Below are 14,572 nucleotides of genomic sequence, written 5' to 3'. Positions count from 1 at the left end.
GGGAGTGGGGGCAGCGCCGACGACTGCCCGGTGAGTTGTCGAGCGTCGGTAAGATCAGCGCTCTCATTGGGGGTGCGATGCGAACATCAGGGCGGGCCAGCGAGGGGCAGAAGTACGCGCTGACCTCGGACGAGGACGACAGTGACTTCTGGGGCCTTGCTCACGAGGCCGAGGGGCTCTTCACGCCTCTGCCGGATGAGGAGGGCGCACGCCGAGTGCACCTGGAAGGTTGTTTTCCGCAGGGTGGCCTACTGAAGAGCCTCGATCATGTCGGTAGTCGTCGCGCCATGGCGGGGAACGCATGGCTCGCCCTTCTCGACGGTAACGGTGCCACCATGGGGTCCTACTTCGTCAACGAGGTCAACATCGTCGACGCCAAACCTTCCGCCCTTGGAACCGGCCTCGTCGACGTCACAGTGACGCTGTGGTGCGAGAACGCCCTGCCCGGAGCAGAACGAGCGTGGGACCTGGTCCGCACGGGTCAACTGAACCGCACCGGCATGTGGCACGAACTCGCACCCGAGGATCGACACGCGTGGCTGTCGGTAGCCCTGTGGTCCCGGGCATACCAACGCCAGGGGAAGCACGATGAGCCTGCAGGCCAGGTGTTCGCCCTGGACGGCCAGCACATGGTCGACGAAGACAGCTTCTACTGTGCAATCGGTGAGGCCATCAACGGACCCGGCGGATACTTCGGCTGGAACCTTGACGCTCTAGACGACTGCCTGCGCGGCGGGTGGGGCGCCACTGCTCCATTCACCTTGCACTGGGATTCCTCGGCCGAGGCTCGGGAACGGTTGGTAGAGCGCGTGCCCGCCGGTGACCGTGAGCTTGTGCTGTTCGACCTCCTCCTGGAGATCTTCGAGGAACGGGGCGTGAACGTCATCCTTCGGTGACGGCTGGTCGCTTCCAGGCATTGGTCCTGGACTCAGGCGGCCAGTTCGGCGCGCGCGAGCTCGCCGTCCTCCTCGGCGCCGCCCATCCCGCGGTTCACCCGGTGGTGGGTCGTCAGGTCGGCGGCCGTGGCGCAGCACAGGCAGGAGCCTCCATCGTGGGAGTGCACCAGAGCGCGCACGGTGTCGGTCGGCCGGTACGGCCGCCGGGCCACGGCAGGATCTCCGTCCTGCCCGCGCGCCTGGCCGTACGGCACGACCACGAGGAAGGCGCGGGCGAAGACGGGACCATGAACGACTGGGCGCGCTCGCGTCGCGTGCTGCTGGTCAGCTGCCGCTGGCCGTCATGAGGAAGCTTCCGGTCATCTCGATGAGCTTCTGCGCGGCTTGATCCTGGCCCGCCTGGAGCAGGCTCTCCCTCATGCCCTCGAGGGTTCGTCGCATGCGGCTGGGTTGCGGCTCCTCCCTCTCCGCTTCGCGCTGCAGCGCCTCAGCGTCCTCCGTGATCCGCTCACGGATCGGCTCAGGGACGTCCATGGTGACGGCGGCGGCGAGGACCTGCTGGGCGAACTGGGCGAGGTCGTCTGGGGGGAACCCGATGTTGTTGGTCTGGGTGTTGTGGTCCCCGATCTGGTTGTTGCCGCCGTAGATGTTGTGGGTGACCGGGCGGGCGTCTCTCTGGGTGGTCACGAATTTCCTCACGTTGACGTGTTGGTCCCCGCAGTGGATACCAAGCGGGGTCAGGGCGAGTGCGTACGACGGGTCGAAAGCCTCTCGGGGACGAATGGCGACCGATCGGGAGTACACGGTGGCCAGCTTGCTGTCCACCAGGAAGGCCGCGGCCTTCGCGATCGTTTCCGCGTCGATTCGCTGGCCGAGGAAGACAGCACGGTCGGATGCAGCGAAGTCCTGCACCACAACGTGGTAGCCAGGGACATCGTCCATTGCAGCGACAATGAGACCGTTCGCTGCGGTGTCGAACCGGTGCAGCTTGTTGCCTCGTAGCTGGAGGAGACGCTCCGCCTCGTGGACGCCTTTGGGGGTCAAAGTGCACCTGGTCGTGAAGCTGTTGCACCCGGCGTTTCGCTGTCCGTGGTGCTGTCCGTCGTGGTTGACGAGGCCGCGCTCGGCAAGCCACGCGACCAGTCTGAACACTTCCCCCTTCGCGACCTCGGACCAGTCGCACGATCTGTGAGGGTCGACAGAAATGCGGTTGTCCATGCCTGCTGTCTTTTCACGTAGCCAGAGCAGGAGCAGGTCTGCTTCGGTCTCAAACGTCACGAGCCGATCGTATGTGTTGGGTGTGCGGCCCGGATGGGTTCCTAGGCATGGGGCCTGGCCAGTGGGCCGCTGAAGAACGGCATGGCCTGGGACCGAGGCCCCGCCAGCGGCCAAACGTCCGGGCTGGCTGGGCGGGGACAGTCGGAGATGGTCGGCAGCGGCGCCGCGTACGGAGGTGACGCCGCCGCGAAGGGACACCAGGGCGCCCACGGTGTCGGCCAAGCCGGTACCGCGCGAGCCACGGCAGGAACGTCAGAACCCGATAGGAATTCCGAGGAAGCCAGCCACAGCCTGCGCGGCGCCCGTCGCAAGCACGGGCGGTGCGTACTTCACGGTGCCTTCCCAGACCCTTTGCGTGAGCTGACGCACGCGCCCTTCGTCAGGCTCAGACGTGGCAAGCTCAGCCTGGAGTGCTTCTGCGTCGGCCTCGACTTCAGCCGGCACGTCTCCCCTGTGAGCGGCCTCCAGGACTTCTCGGGTGAAGGCAGCCAGCTGCTGCGGGTCGTAGCCGAAGGTGTTGTGCTGAACGTTGCCGGTGCCCATCTGAGGTGCCCCGCCGTTCACCGTGACGTTCCAGGTGTTGTTGTGTTGCTGATCGCTCAAGGCTTCCTCCATGTGGCTGCGTTGTGTTATTTCGGATCTTGGTCCACTCACATCATGAGCGAAATGACGCTCTGTGCGGCGGCCGCGGCGGCCCCGAAGGACGTCGTCTTCGCGGGGTCGAGGTTCTCTCGGAGTGCTTCGAGGAGCCGGCGCATCCTGGCAGGCTGGGGCTCTTCGCGCTCTGCCTCACGCTCAAGGGCTTCGACATCTTCGGTGATCCGCTCGCGGACAGGATCCGGCACGTCCATGGAAGGAACCAACCCCTTGACCTCGCGCACAAGCTTCATGACCTGCTCAGCGTTGAGGCCGAAGTTGTTGGTCTGGACGTTGCCCGGGCCAATCTGATTGGCGCCACCGTAGACCTCGACGGACCAGGAATTCTGAATGCCCACAGGGTGCTGACCAGCCAAGAAGCCCTGAACGTCTACCTTGGTATTCCATCCACATTTCCGGCCGCGGGGAGTAAGCGTGATCGCCGTTGGACGGCTGGCGTCACGTTCAACTGTGACGAACTGTTCAGTCTCGAGGTAGTCGATCGCGCTGAAAATCTCGTCGAGCGTCAACACGTCATCGAGGATCTGCGCGTGCTCAGACGACAGGAAGTCCTGAACCTTGAGCCTGTGCTTCGGGAACTTGTCCGTTGCCGCCGTGATGAGCCCGTTGAGCGCCGTGTCGTACCGGATAACCGGACGATTCCGCTGCTCAAGCAGGTTCTCTGCCCTCAGCACGCCAGCGGGGGAGAGGCACCACGACATCCCTGACGCCGCGAGCCCCGAAACAGCCATGCCTGCCCGCTCGAGGTGGGCCGTCAACGTCAGCAGCCGTTCGTCTCCCAAGTCCTCCCAACCGGGCAGCTTGTTCACCTCAACCTCGGTGCCTGCAACACCGTCGAGTCGCTGGTACATCGCTACGAGCAGCAGGGCAGAAGCCCGTTCCGTGTTCACGATCCGATCGTAGAACGGCAGCCGTTCCTCCCACGAGTGTCCGTGGATTGGAGGATCCGGCGGACCGGATTCCATGGGCGGAGAGGATCAGGACCTGCTCGTCCAGGCCGGGGGCGTCGATGATCTGTTTGAGCAGCGGGGCGATCTTGTCACGCTTCAGGGTCGCGGTGCCGCTCTGCACATCACCCGATTAGGTGAGGATTGGGTATGTAGCTTGTCAATGGACCTCCCGTGGTCTGGGGGATGTGCGGGTCTTGGGGATGCCGAGGTCAACCGCGGGTCGCTGGGCTCGGCGTTGGGATTCCTCGCGTTTGGTGCGGAGGAAGGTGAGGGTGAGGTCAATGCCTTCGATCTCACCGATCCAGCCTTCGGACTCAGCCCGCGCTCGTCGGCCGAGCAAGTCCTCTTCCAGCTCGATGAGGCGGGGCAGCATCTTGGGGTTGACGTGGAGCATCGGGCAGCGGACGCAAGCGTGTTCGTGCTGGCAGGGTGTCCCGTAGGGGCGCCCGCAGGTCCCGAGCTCGACCTTCCGGCGGTCGAAGTGCTCCTCGAACTCGCTCCACTCCTGCGGGGTCGTGTCGCGGTACTCGCCGGCTGGTCGGACCTGGCGGCGGTGATGCAGATGAGCCTGGTAGTGACGACCACCACCGCGGCGGCTCTGCCACCAGCGCAATACGCACGCGAACACTCCGCGGAGGCCGGGTTCGGCTAACCGTTGGGCGTCGGGTGGTTGGTACCGGTCACAGTTTTCGTGTGTCGCGGGGCTCGGCGTAGGGCTCGTCGTCCGGCGGATGGCCTTCTTCGATGGCGCGGCCACGTTCCAGCTCGGCATTGAATTCGAGTCCGAGGAGGATGGCGATGTTGGAAACCCACAGCCAGACAAGGAAGATGATGATCGCGGCGAAACTGCCGTAGGTCTGGTCGTAGCTGCTGAAGTTGGCCACGTACGCGCCGAAGGCGGCAGAGGCGATAATCCAGATGAGGACGGCGAGAATGCTGCCGAGACTGATCCAGCGGAATCCGCGTCTGACGTTCGGAGCGAACCAATAGAGCACGGCGATCACCAGGCTGAACAGCACGATCATCACCGGCCATTTGGCGTAGGTCCACACGGTGAGGCCGGTGTTCCCCACTCCCAGGACCCGCCCGGTCTCGTGCGCCAATGAACCGGTGAACACCACCCCCACCGCGATGGCTGCCAGAAGAACGATCACCGCGACCGTGATACCGAACCGGGTGGGCAGGGTTTTCCACGCGGGCCGACCCTCGCCGATGTCGTAGACAGCGTTGGACGCGCGCATGAACGCGGCGATGTATCCCGAAGCGGACCACAGGGCAACGACGATTCCGATGGCAAGTGCGAGCCCCGCTTTGCCCTGACCGTTCTGAAGCTGCGTCAGCATGCTGTTCAGCACAGTCCTGATGGTCCCCGGAGCGAGCTTCCCCACATTGTCGATCAGCGGCTGGATGCTGGAAGTGCCCAGCAGCCCGAGAATCGACACCAGGGCCAGCAACGCCGGGAAGATGGACAGTACCCCGTAGTACGTCAGGGCGGCGGCCCAGTCCGTCAGGTTGTCTTCCCTGAATTCCCGCACCGTACGTTTCAGAACCCCACGCCACGACTCCTTCGGCAAGTCCGTCGGCCCCTTGACCGGATGTGGGCCCCCGCCGCCCTGCTCCCCCCGCCCGTCGCCACGTTGGGGACCGCTGTCAGGGACGTTGTCCACCATTCTTCATCAGCTCCATAGGGCGGGCACGCGACAAGCGCTTCGTCGCGACTCAATACAACAGAACCAGCTTCGACAGGCGTGACGCCTCCCGCCATCGGCCTGACCCATCCGATGCCAAGTTCGACCGGGCCAATGAACCGATCCGCAGACCAAGCTGCTGGACGGCCCTAACTGCGAGGTCGCGGGGCGCGTCCCGGACACGCCCAGATCGTGACGGCCGACCGCGCTTCGCCGCGCGGGAGCGCGCCCGAACCCCACGGACGTACCGCGCCCGCCCGCAACGTCGAACCCCGCCGAACATGTGGCCGGCCGTCTGGTGGACGCGATCGAGCGCCGGGCGTCCACCGTGTACGTGCCTGCCTGGCTTCGGGACGTGCAGGCGGTGCGGGCCGGCCTTCCGACCCTCCTTTCCAGGGTCGCGCGCCCGGAACTGACTCGCGGGGAGTTCTCGGCGACGAGCCTGCTCGGGGCCGGAGGCCGAGCGGCGAAGTCGCGCCGCCCGGCGTCAGGGTGACCCCCTGACTGCCGCAGCCGCTGCGCCGCCAGGCGCATGCGGAGGAGGCGGAAAGCGGTGACGCGGGATGGCCGCGCCGTGCATCCATGCCTCCCGCATCCGCGCAAGGTACCTCAACCAGGCAAGCCGGCGCGGACGGAGCTGGAGCAGTGATGTGCCGATCGACCCGGATCACACACTGGGCGCCGAGGGAGATCACTACCGCACCTCCACCACTCCTGCGCAGAAGGGTGCTGTCGCGGGACGCACAGGGCGACATCGTCCCCGCATGGCGCTCTCTCCCGCGTTCTGAACATCGACGAGGCGGGGAGTTCGCCGGCGGGCTGCCCGAGGGGGTGAAGGAGCTCGGGCCGTGCAGCCGAAGGCCCGGACGGACGCCCTGGGCGGGCCCGTACAGACTGGGCGCACGGGCCGGGGTGGGTCAGCTGGCGAGGTCGGCCATGCGGCGCGCCCGTTCGAGGATGCCGCCTGCCTGCTCGGCCGGACGTTGCTGTTCGCCCTGCCAGGCGTTGAGGATGACCAGGGTTCCGGTCAGCGCGGGTACTGCCCACTGGGCGATCTTCAGTTGCCGGCGTGCCGAGTCGAGGTCGATCGGATGCCGCTCGGCCTTCTCCCGGTGGCTGGGCTTGTGCGAGGCAGCCAGTTTCACCTTGCTGCCGAGGACCCCGCTGTACGCGGTTGCCGCCAGCGCCCCGGCGGTGACCGCCAGTTTCGCGACTGTCGTGGCCATCACGCCTTTCTGTGCGGCAACCCGAGGGGCGTTGTCCGCCAGCACTGCCGCACCGCCGGCCAGGTGCGCGGCGATGGCCATGGCGTTCACCGGGGCCCACAACGCCCACCCGTGCGCCGCCACCCCCTCCGTCGAGGCCGCTTCCTCGCCCTCACCAGCACGATTGACCGCGACTGCGCCCATCAGCGCACCGCCGAACCAGACCGCCAGTCCCAGATCGTGTGTACTCCGCCAACCCGTCACCGTCATCGTTGCTCCACAATTCCTCGCGAGGACGACGCGGGCGCGCGCCGACACACCCACACCACCATTCCCGCAGACGCCTCGCACTCCGGCGGGGTCTATGAGAGCGACCACCTGCGCAACGGCAGGGTGCTCGTCCGCACCCGTGCGCCACGCGGTCACCTCCTGTCCCTCACCCTGCTGTCGCCGACCGCGTCGGAGTGTGGGCGCGGTAGGCGTCGACGGCGAAGCGGTGCGCCTCGGTCTTGGAGAATGCGCCGACGTTGCCGACGTTGTCGTGCTCGACGTGCCAGCCGCCGGTGTCGGCTCGTCGGATGACTCGGCTGGGGTTGTCCCAGCGTGCGCCGCGGCCGACGTATCGGGCGCCTTTCGATGTCCAGCCCTTTGTGTGCTTGCGCTGGATGCGCTCGGGGGTGGTGGTGATTCGGGCCGGGAGAAACTCGGCGCCGGTCCCGGCTGCGATGTCGAGGTGGAGGAACTGGCCCATCGACCACCCGCCGGGCAGGTCTTCGCCGCCGGGCACTACCCGCCGTCGCACTTCCCCTGCCCCTGACCAACCAGGCCCCGCCGCATACTCATTGTGCGGCGGGGCCTCATGGTCTTCCTGCCGCACCGGGGCGTGAACGCGAAGAACCTGCGGTATGGGACCCGCACAACGAGCGCCTGGGAGAGGGGCCTTGATCTTGATAGAGAAGCTGCATGAGTGGGCTTACGGCCCTAGAAAAGCACGGCGCATACCGGTGGACGACGGATCGCCCCGCTACGCGGAATTCATGGCCCACCGGTTAATCAGACTCGCCAAGACCCGTGAAAGAGCGCTCAGGTACCTGCCCGAGATCATCGCCATCGGACGACGCCTGTACGATCGCGGCGGCTTGGACCGAATGCTGTACGTGCTCTTCTTGATTGGCGCGACCCGCCCGGATCTGGAACACAGCATCAAAAAGATGTGGGCCACCTACCCGGATGGCTGGTAGCGCTCACTCAGCATGGAGCCATGCAGCAGCCCGTCCTCACCGACGCCTACGCAGCGTCAACCGCCACCGGAATCAAGCCCGGCACCATCCATGTACGGATCCACCGCCACCTCACCCGCCACGGATACGACCCCGCAGGCCACGCCCTCGGCGGCAGCCTCCTCAACCCGGCCAGCGCACCGCGCCTGCAACTCGGGCGGGGGGAACCGCACCGGGGCGCCCAAGCTCAAGACCACCCGGAGATGGTGAGACGATGCCGAGCATGACGGAGCCGACCATCACGCTGTTCAGCTATGACCTGCTGTCCAAGTGGGGCTTCAACGACGGCGATGATCCGGATGTCTGGCTCGACTGGTGCGACGCCCAAGGCATCGACCACAACCGGATCGAGTACCCCCTCGTCCGCCTCGTCCGCGACCACCTGGTCCCCGCCATCGATCGAGGTCATGGAGATCGGGACCAACCACAACCCGATCCGGGGCCTCACGGTTGACGGGGTCGACATGACCGAGGTGATACGCGGCGATGCGCCCGAGCCGATGCTCACCCCCGAGTCGGTCGACGTCCCGATGGCCGAAGTACTGCGGCTCGCTCTGGAAGAAGCCGGCCTATCCGAGGCGCCTCGATACCAAGGCCCGAGCCTGCCCTAGGTGTGCAGCTGACGGAGGCTTATGACAGTGGGGCCTGGGCCTTCTGTCGGAGTCGTTCGTAGGGTGTCTGGCCGGTGTTTAGCACGCCTTGATAGATCGCGTTCGGTCAGCATGCAGATCTCCTAGATACGAGGGAGACCCACCTGTCAATAACCACCGTCAGTTTTACACCTAGTCGGTGCCTGGCTACCTGCTCCGGATGGGGTGGCCTGCAGCCGTTGGCGGTGCTGTGCGTGCCGCCGTACGAAGGGCTTCGTGTCCATTGCGGGTCGCCTTCGGTGCGTGGGCGGTGGGTACTGGGTGGGTGAGGGCGAGTTCGTAGGCGAGGCCCTGGGGCACGGCTGCTGGGGTGTGGCGGGAGATTTCGATGGTCCGGGCGGGCTGTTCGGTGGTGTTGCCGCCCCAGAGGGTCCAGATGGGGCTGGAGCGGACGATGGTTGCGCCGACTGCGGCGGCGAGGTGGAGGCGGAGGCCGGTTTCGCCGTGGGGTGTGGGCCAGTTGATGTGGTGTCCGTTGATGGTCTGGTCCAGCCGAATTCGGTCAGCGGGCGGGTGACCGTGGTGAGAGTGCGTTCGGTGAGGGGTGCGCTGGTCCGTTCGGTCCATGCGGTGTCGGTGTTAACTGATTGTTTCAGAATGAGGTTCGGAGTCGTCTCAAGCAGATGATGCCGCAGGCGAGGTGGCGGAGTCCGAGGTGGAGGTCGGCATGTCTCTCGAAGCGGATCCGGAGTCGCTTGAACTCGTGGAGCCAGGCGAAGGTCCGCTCGACGACCCAGCGGGTCTTCCCCGGTCCGGAGCCCTGCGCGGTGCCTTTTCCGGGCGGGCTTCGGGGTGATGCCGAGCAGGTTCGCCCTCGCGAAGTTCGGCGTGAAATGGGCGGTGCCAGTGCCGATCACCCCGGACGGCCACTGACCGCTTTGTGTAGGGAACGCGGCCGTCAGTCAGGCCTGCCCTGCCTGGAGGTGTCAGATGTTGACCGACGCAGTTAGGGGTCTCGTGTCGCTTTCGCGGGGGTCGTCCGCGTCGGGCGGTCAGGCGGCTGCCACGCCGAACGGGCCAGTGCCGGCGGTGATGGAGCTGGTGGTGTTGGTGGCGATGGTGATCACCGACACGGTGTTGGAGCCGCTGTTGGTGACGTAGGCGCGGGTGTCGTTCGGGGAGACGGCGAGCCCACTCGGGTTGTTGCCGACGGTGATGGTGGTGAGGACGGCGTTGGTGGCGGTGCTGATCACCGAGACGCTGTTCGAGAAGGCGTTGGTGACGTAGACGCGCCGCAGGACGTAGGTGAATCCGCCGGGAACTGTCGCACTGCCACCCGGGGTGGTGACCTGGATGGTCGCGTTGCCCGGGGTGCCGACCTGGATGGTCGCGTTGCCCGGGGTGCCGACCGGCGTGTTACCCGTCAGCGACGTTCCCGCCGGGTTAACGGTGACCCCGGTGGCCGACACCCCGTTGAAAGTGACGCCCACGGCACCAAGGTCCAGCAGGCGCTGAGAAGCACGGAAATCCGCCCGGTGGTCACTGTGAAGTTCCAGCGGAGCATGCGTCTGGCTGATCAGTTCACGCCAGCAGTCGAACCGGTCCGCCACCGGCACGTCATCTCTCCGGAACACCGTCTCAATCAGCATGCCGCCCCCTCCAGCCTCCCCGATAAGGACACGGCAGAGGTACAGCAGCCACGGATACACACACGAGCAGCGGATGACGCACTCAGGCAGAACGCGCTGGCAAAGAGGGCGCAGACGCATGCCGCGACCCTGGGCCACGAATGCCCGGGGCCGGGCCTTCTGCTGTTTGTACGAGCAAGGTGTGTTCCCTCCGAGGATCCGAGAGAACACACCTGGGCCGGGGGTCACTCCGGTGGAACCTCGCGTCCTCGCCACAGGGCGGTTCTACCCGTCCCAGCCCGTCACGTCGCTGCGGAAGTCGCCGAGCCGGTCGATCAGGATGTCCCCATGTGACGTCAGCACGTAGGGCTGGTGGGCTCCCATGTCGGCCAGCGGATCGGCGACCAGGGCGCAGGCGGTGCGCTGGCTCCGTTTCCTCCACGACACCTTCGGCGACGACGCCAAGGGCGAGGAGACCATCCGCTTCCTTCACCTGCTGCTCGGCTACTCCGTCACCAGCGGTATCGGCGCCCAGGTCCTGCCCTTCCTCTACGCCACCGGGGCCAACGGCAAGTCCGTCCTGCTCGATGTCATGACACAGATCCTCGGCGACTACGCCCAAGCGGCCCGCCCGGCTTCCTCATGGAGAAGGGCAAGTTCTCCGAGCACTCCACCGAACTCACCGAACTCCACGGCCGCCGCATCGTCGTGTGCTCCGAGCTGAAGCCCAAGGACAAGTTCGACGAATCCCGCGGCAACTCCTCACCGGCGGCGACCGCATCATGGCCCGCCGCATGCGGCAGAACTTCTTCAACTTCAAGCCCACCCACAAACTCTGGCCCCTCGGCAACCACCGCCCCGAAGTCGGCACCGGCGGCCACGCCTTCTGGCGCCGGATCCGCCTGATCCACTTCGACCGCGTCGTCCCCGCCTCACGCAAGATCGACAACCTGGCCAAGGAACTCGTCGAGAGCGAAGGCCCCGGCATCCTCACGTGGCTCATCCACGGCGCCCAGCTCTACCTCGAAACCTGCGGCCCCCTCACCGGACCCGCCACCGTCCGCACCAACGAGTTGGACCGGGGAACCGGATTTGCGCGGGTCGACGGGGGACGCCAGAGCCTCGACGGCGCGTGCGGCGAGGTACTCGGTGGCCTTCGTGGCCGAACCGCGGTGGAGGCGACGGACAGCCTTTCTGGCGCGGACTTCTTTGCTGCTGAAGCGGCCCCGACACAGGTCACGGATGTCGGTGATCGGGTCGGGTACTGCACGAACTCGGCCCGGCCGTGCTGGCCGCCGTGGCGCTCGTCCATGGAGGCGAAGCTCGACGAGGGTGGGATGGCGGGGGCCAGCCTTTCTTGTTCGGCCGACCGCTACGTACGATGTGCCGTTCAACCGGTACTTCTTGGTGTGGTTGGCGCACTCGCCGTGGAATACCCAGGCCGCGCGATGCAAGGGGACTTGCGGACCTTCTTCACTTCCTGTGGGCCGCGCGAGCGAGTGCGGCTGGCGCGAGGTGGGGGCCGAGGAGCGTGCGGCGTAGGGCTGGTGGAGGACTGCCGCGGCGGTCGGTTACGAGTCGGCTTTTGTGCCGATGCCGTGGGCGAGGAGGCTCTCGGCGGTGTCCTGGATGGTGTCCTCGATGGGGCGCGCTCGCCATCCGAGGAGCTGCTCCGCCTTGGCGCTTGTGACGTCGAGATCCCGGCCGAGCTGATGCCTGAGCAGTCGCAGTTCCGGGTTGACGATGCTGAGGGTGCGTGCGAGCCACACGGGGAGTTCACGGGACGGGGCCTTCGAGGCGCGCTCGCCGATGCGGTCACGCAGAATGCGTGCGATGTCGATGACGCGCAGGCTGTGCCCGGCGGTCGCCAGGAAGCGTTCGCCGACGGCTGCAGGATTGGTCATCGCGCGCAAGTGTAGATCCGCGACGTCGCGTACGTCGACGAAGCCCATCCCGAAGGGAGGGCACGCGGGAACTTTTCCTTCGAGCATTCGGCGGACCAGCCGCAGGGATGGCGGGTCGTCCAGGCCGAGCAAGGGTCCAAGGACCCCCACGGGGTGGACCGCTGCCAGTTCCAGGCCGCCGCCTTCGTCCTTGACGAACTGCCAGGCGGCGCGTTCGGCGAGTGTCTTGGAGCGCTGGTAGGGCGGGATGTCGCTGTCGATGTTTGTCCAGTCCTGTTCGGTGAATGGGGTCGAGCGCGGGGGGTGCCCGATCCCGATGGCGCCGAATGCACTGGTGAGGACGACCCGGCGCACACCGGAGTCACGGGCGGCGCGCAGCACCCGCAGGACGCCCTCGCGTGCCGGGACCACCAGTTCGTCGTCGTTCGCCGGTGTATGACGCAGCGTCGGCGAGGCGACGTGGAGGACGAAGTCGCAGCCGGCGGCGGCAGCATCCCAGCCCTCGGGCTGTTCGAGGTCGGCGCGTACGACCGTGAGGCGGTCGTCGTCGAACGGCGTGGCCTCATGCAGCCAAGAGCGCAGCTCCGGTTCGCGCCTCAGGTCACGGACCGTGGTGCGGACGGTATGCCGGGCATCCAGCAGGGCCTGGATGCACCAGCTCCCGATGAAGCCGGTTCCTCCGGTGACCAGTACCTGGGCCATCTGTCTCTCCTTCAGCTCTGGATTCGTACGGTGACAGGCGCCGACCGGTGCGTCGCACGGTGGCGTTGGGCGGCGGCCACGCTGCTTCCGAGGAGCGCGTGGCCGATCATGATGGGGTAGATGACGGTGCGCTCGAACAGCCCGATGTTCCACATCCAGCCGGTGAACACGTTGGACATGAAGAGGGGGAATGCGATCAGTCCGGTGGTGCCGAGCGCGGTGCTCGCGATCGACCGGCCCCGGCTCAGGCCGACGCGGGTTCCGCTGGTTCCGACGGCGATCGCCATGATGTTGCCGGCGAGCATGACGCCTTGCGCGCCGAAGGTGTGGAAGGCGATCAGGCCGTTGTCGATGTTGGCGTTGGAGCCCTGGAAGATGCCGACGAGCGAGACTCCGACACCGGCGAGGACGGCGAGGCTCATGATGATGATCGGGCGGGCGCCCTCGCGCGGGTCGAACACGAGGAACGTGCCGATGATCAGGAGGGTGCCGTAGATAACCCAGCCGGTGTCCATGACCGCACCGAGGGGGGAGTGGGCGACCTGTCCGAATGCGGTCTGCGGCGGGCCGGTCAGACCGAGGTGGCTGACCCAGTTGTACAGGGGAGAGTATGCCGGGTCGTGCCATGCGGCCGCGGTGATGAACTCCGCGACCCAGGACACGAGCGGGCCAAGAAGGATGAGGAGGGCTCCGGCGCGGGCAGCAGGACCGGAGCGGATGATGGGGTTCATGCGAGAGCCATTCCGGGCACGCGCTGGCGGATGGCCTCCATCTCGGCTTCGTCCGAGACTCCCTGCCAGTCGTAGCGGGGGGTGTACGGGGCCTCCAAGGCGCGCAGCTCGTCGTCGGTCAGTTCGACGTCCAGCGAAGCCACGGCGTCGTCGATCTGCAGGATCGAGCCGGCACCGACCAGCGGGGCGGTGACGACGGGCTGGTGGCGCAGCCAGGCGAGGGCGATCCGCGCGCGGCTGACGCCGTGCGCGGCGGCGACCTTCCCGACGGCGTCGACGATCGCGTGGTTGGACGCTTCCTCGGCGGGCGAGTAGAGCAGGTCCGCGTAGGCGCCGTCGGTCTCGGAGCGTACCGTCGAGCGGGCGTCGTCCCAGGCGCGGGTGAGGCGGCCCCGCGCCAGCGGCGACCAGATGATCGTGCCGACGCCCTCGTCCAGGCACAGTGGGTGCATCTCCCGCTCTTCCTCACGGGCGAGCAGGTTGTAGTGGTCCTGCATGGACACGAACCGCACCCAGCCGTTCTGCCTCTGCAGGCGCAGCGCCTTCGCGAACTCCCACGCGTGCATGGACGACGCGCCGAGGTAGCGGACCTTGCCGGCCTTCACGAGGTCGCTGAGCGCTTCGAGGGTCTCCTCCCAAGGGGTGGAGTGGTCGTTGCGGTGGACCTGGTAGAGGTCGATGTAGTCGGTGCCCAGGCGGCGCAGCGAGTGGTCGACCTCGGTCATGATCACCTTGCGCGACAGGCCGCGACCGTTGGGTCCCAGCCGCGTCGGATGACGCAGCTTCGTGGCGATCACCACCGCGTCACGGTCCGCGAAGTCCTGGAGTGCCCGGCCGAGAATCTCCTCGCTGGAACCGTTGGAGTAGATGTTGGCGGTGTCGAAGAAGTTGATCCCGGCCTCCAGCGCGTGCTTGATGAGCGGGCGTGCGTCCTGTTCACCCTGCGACCAGACGGGGTGCCCGCGGTCGGGTTCGCCGTAAGACATCGCGCCGATCGCGACCGGGGACACGTCGAGGCCTGTGGTGCCGAGCTTGATGTAACGCATGACGCTCCTTAAAGTAA

At 66.7% G+C, this 14,572-nt stretch carries 17 protein-coding genes and 2 pseudogenes; 7 read left to right on the top strand and 12 right to left on the bottom strand.

The genetic code is table 11. The annotated features are described in order from the left end of the window. Positions 1-77 precede the first annotated feature (77 nt). A complete protein-coding gene (locus IEY79_RS34740; RefSeq protein ID WP_189111650.1) occupies positions 78-896 on the top strand; it encodes a barstar family protein in 819 nt (272 codons plus the stop codon). A gap of 32 nt (positions 897-928) precedes the next feature. Here IEY79_RS34740 and IEY79_RS38130 read toward each other — a convergent pair whose 3' ends face one another. Then, the gene (locus tag IEY79_RS38130; protein WP_268240672.1) at positions 929-1,063 is read right to left on the bottom strand and encodes a hypothetical protein; all 135 of its coding nucleotides are present in this window, start codon (positions 1,061-1,063) and stop codon (positions 929-931) included. Here IEY79_RS38130 and IEY79_RS34735 point away from each other — a divergent pair. Continuing rightward, positions 1,052-1,243, top strand: a complete 192-nt coding sequence (locus tag IEY79_RS34735) for a hypothetical protein (protein ID WP_189111649.1) — start codon at positions 1,052-1,054, stop codon at positions 1,241-1,243. The genes IEY79_RS38130 and IEY79_RS34735 overlap by 12 nt on opposite strands. Here the strand turns inward: IEY79_RS34735 and IEY79_RS34730 are convergent. The 3 genes from IEY79_RS34730 to IEY79_RS34720 form a co-directional block, all read right to left on the bottom strand. Continuing rightward, on the bottom strand, positions 1,221-2,174 hold the full coding sequence (locus IEY79_RS34730) for a hypothetical protein (RefSeq protein ID WP_189111648.1): 954 nt from the start codon (positions 2,172-2,174) through the stop codon (positions 1,221-1,223). The genes IEY79_RS34735 and IEY79_RS34730 overlap by 23 nt on opposite strands. 252 nt (positions 2,175-2,426) lie before the next feature. Further along, a complete protein-coding gene (locus IEY79_RS34725) occupies positions 2,427-2,777 on the bottom strand; it encodes a hypothetical protein (RefSeq protein ID WP_189111647.1) in 351 nt (116 codons plus the stop codon). 47 nt (positions 2,778-2,824) lie between these two features. After that, on the bottom strand, positions 2,825-3,721 hold the full coding sequence (locus IEY79_RS34720; protein ID WP_189111646.1) for a hypothetical protein: 897 nt from the start codon (positions 3,719-3,721) through the stop codon (positions 2,825-2,827). A 73-nt stretch (positions 3,722-3,794) separates the two neighbouring features. On the opposite strand from IEY79_RS34720, the gene IEY79_RS34715 reads away from it, so the two are divergent. Next, positions 3,795-4,433: a hypothetical protein gene (locus IEY79_RS34715; protein WP_189111645.1), complete on the top strand. Its 639-nt coding sequence runs from the start codon at positions 3,795-3,797 to the stop codon at positions 4,431-4,433. Positions 4,434-4,461: 28 nt separating this feature from the next. Here the strand turns inward: IEY79_RS34715 and IEY79_RS34710 are convergent, their stop codons facing one another. The 3 genes from IEY79_RS34710 to IEY79_RS34700 all read right to left on the bottom strand — a co-directional run bounded on the left by IEY79_RS34710 (position 4,462) and on the right by IEY79_RS34700 (position 7,476). Continuing rightward, positions 4,462-5,451 (bottom strand): YihY/virulence factor BrkB family protein, encoded by a 990-nt coding sequence (locus tag IEY79_RS34710; protein ID WP_189111644.1) that lies wholly within the window; start codon positions 5,449-5,451, stop codon positions 4,462-4,464. Between the two features lie 935 nt (positions 5,452-6,386). Further along, entirely contained in the window at positions 6,387-6,944 is a 558-nt protein-coding gene (locus IEY79_RS34705) for a hypothetical protein (RefSeq protein WP_189111643.1), read from the bottom strand. 166 nt (positions 6,945-7,110) lie between these two features. Beyond that, positions 7,111-7,476, bottom strand: a complete 366-nt coding sequence (locus IEY79_RS34700) for a hypothetical protein (RefSeq protein WP_189111642.1) — start codon at positions 7,474-7,476, stop codon at positions 7,111-7,113. 145 nt (positions 7,477-7,621) lie between these two features. Between IEY79_RS34700 and IEY79_RS34695 the strand changes: the two genes are divergently transcribed. From IEY79_RS34695 to IEY79_RS34685, 3 genes are all read left to right on the top strand, one after another. Next, positions 7,622-7,915 carry a hypothetical protein gene (locus IEY79_RS34695; protein WP_189111641.1) on the top strand — a complete coding sequence of 98 codons (294 nt, stop codon included), beginning with the start codon at positions 7,622-7,624 and terminating at the stop codon, positions 7,913-7,915. 262 nt (positions 7,916-8,177) lie between these two features. After that, on the top strand, positions 8,178-8,408 hold the full coding sequence (locus IEY79_RS34690; protein ID WP_189111640.1) for a hypothetical protein: 231 nt from the start codon (positions 8,178-8,180) through the stop codon (positions 8,406-8,408). Between the two features lie 10 nt (positions 8,409-8,418). Beyond that, the gene (locus tag IEY79_RS34685; protein ID WP_189111639.1) at positions 8,419-8,565 is read left to right on the top strand and encodes a hypothetical protein; all 147 of its coding nucleotides are present in this window, start codon (positions 8,419-8,421) and stop codon (positions 8,563-8,565) included. 631 nt (positions 8,566-9,196) lie between these two features. On the opposite strand, the pseudogene IEY79_RS38525 reads toward IEY79_RS34685, so the two are convergent. Both IEY79_RS38525 and IEY79_RS38125 read right to left on the bottom strand, forming a co-directional pair. Continuing rightward, positions 9,197-9,419 (bottom strand): annotated as a pseudogene (locus tag IEY79_RS38525) (transposase); the annotation flags it as partial. Between the two features lie 177 nt (positions 9,420-9,596). Further along, on the bottom strand, positions 9,597-10,313 hold the full coding sequence (locus IEY79_RS38125) for a hypothetical protein (RefSeq protein ID WP_268240669.1): 717 nt from the start codon (positions 10,311-10,313) through the stop codon (positions 9,597-9,599). Positions 10,314-10,593: 280 nt separating this feature from the next. Here IEY79_RS38125 and IEY79_RS34670 point away from each other — a divergent pair. After that, positions 10,594-11,236, top strand: a pseudogene (locus IEY79_RS34670) (DNA primase family protein); the annotation flags it as partial. Positions 11,237-11,743: 507 nt separating this feature from the next. Here IEY79_RS34670 and IEY79_RS34665 read toward each other — a convergent pair. From IEY79_RS34665 to IEY79_RS34655, 3 genes are read right to left on the bottom strand one after another with little or no spacing between them, the layout of a single operon-like run. Beyond that, on the bottom strand, positions 11,744-12,778 hold the full coding sequence (locus IEY79_RS34665; protein ID WP_189111638.1) for an SDR family oxidoreductase: 1,035 nt from the start codon (positions 12,776-12,778) through the stop codon (positions 11,744-11,746). Positions 12,779-12,789: 11 nt separating this feature from the next. After that, a complete protein-coding gene (locus IEY79_RS34660) occupies positions 12,790-13,509 on the bottom strand; it encodes a DUF998 domain-containing protein (RefSeq protein WP_189111637.1) in 720 nt (239 codons plus the stop codon). Beyond that, on the bottom strand, positions 13,506-14,555 hold the full coding sequence (locus IEY79_RS34655) for an aldo/keto reductase (protein ID WP_189111636.1): 1,050 nt from the start codon (positions 14,553-14,555) through the stop codon (positions 13,506-13,508). The genes IEY79_RS34660 and IEY79_RS34655 overlap by 4 nt, the downstream gene beginning before the upstream one ends. Between the last annotated feature and the right edge of the window lie 17 nt (positions 14,556-14,572).

The organism is Streptomyces camponoticapitis (genome assembly GCF_014646115.1).
GTDB lineage: Bacteria > Actinomycetota > Actinomycetes > Streptomycetales > Streptomycetaceae > Streptomyces > Streptomyces camponoticapitis.
This window is presented reverse-complemented; position numbering and strand designations above follow the sequence as displayed.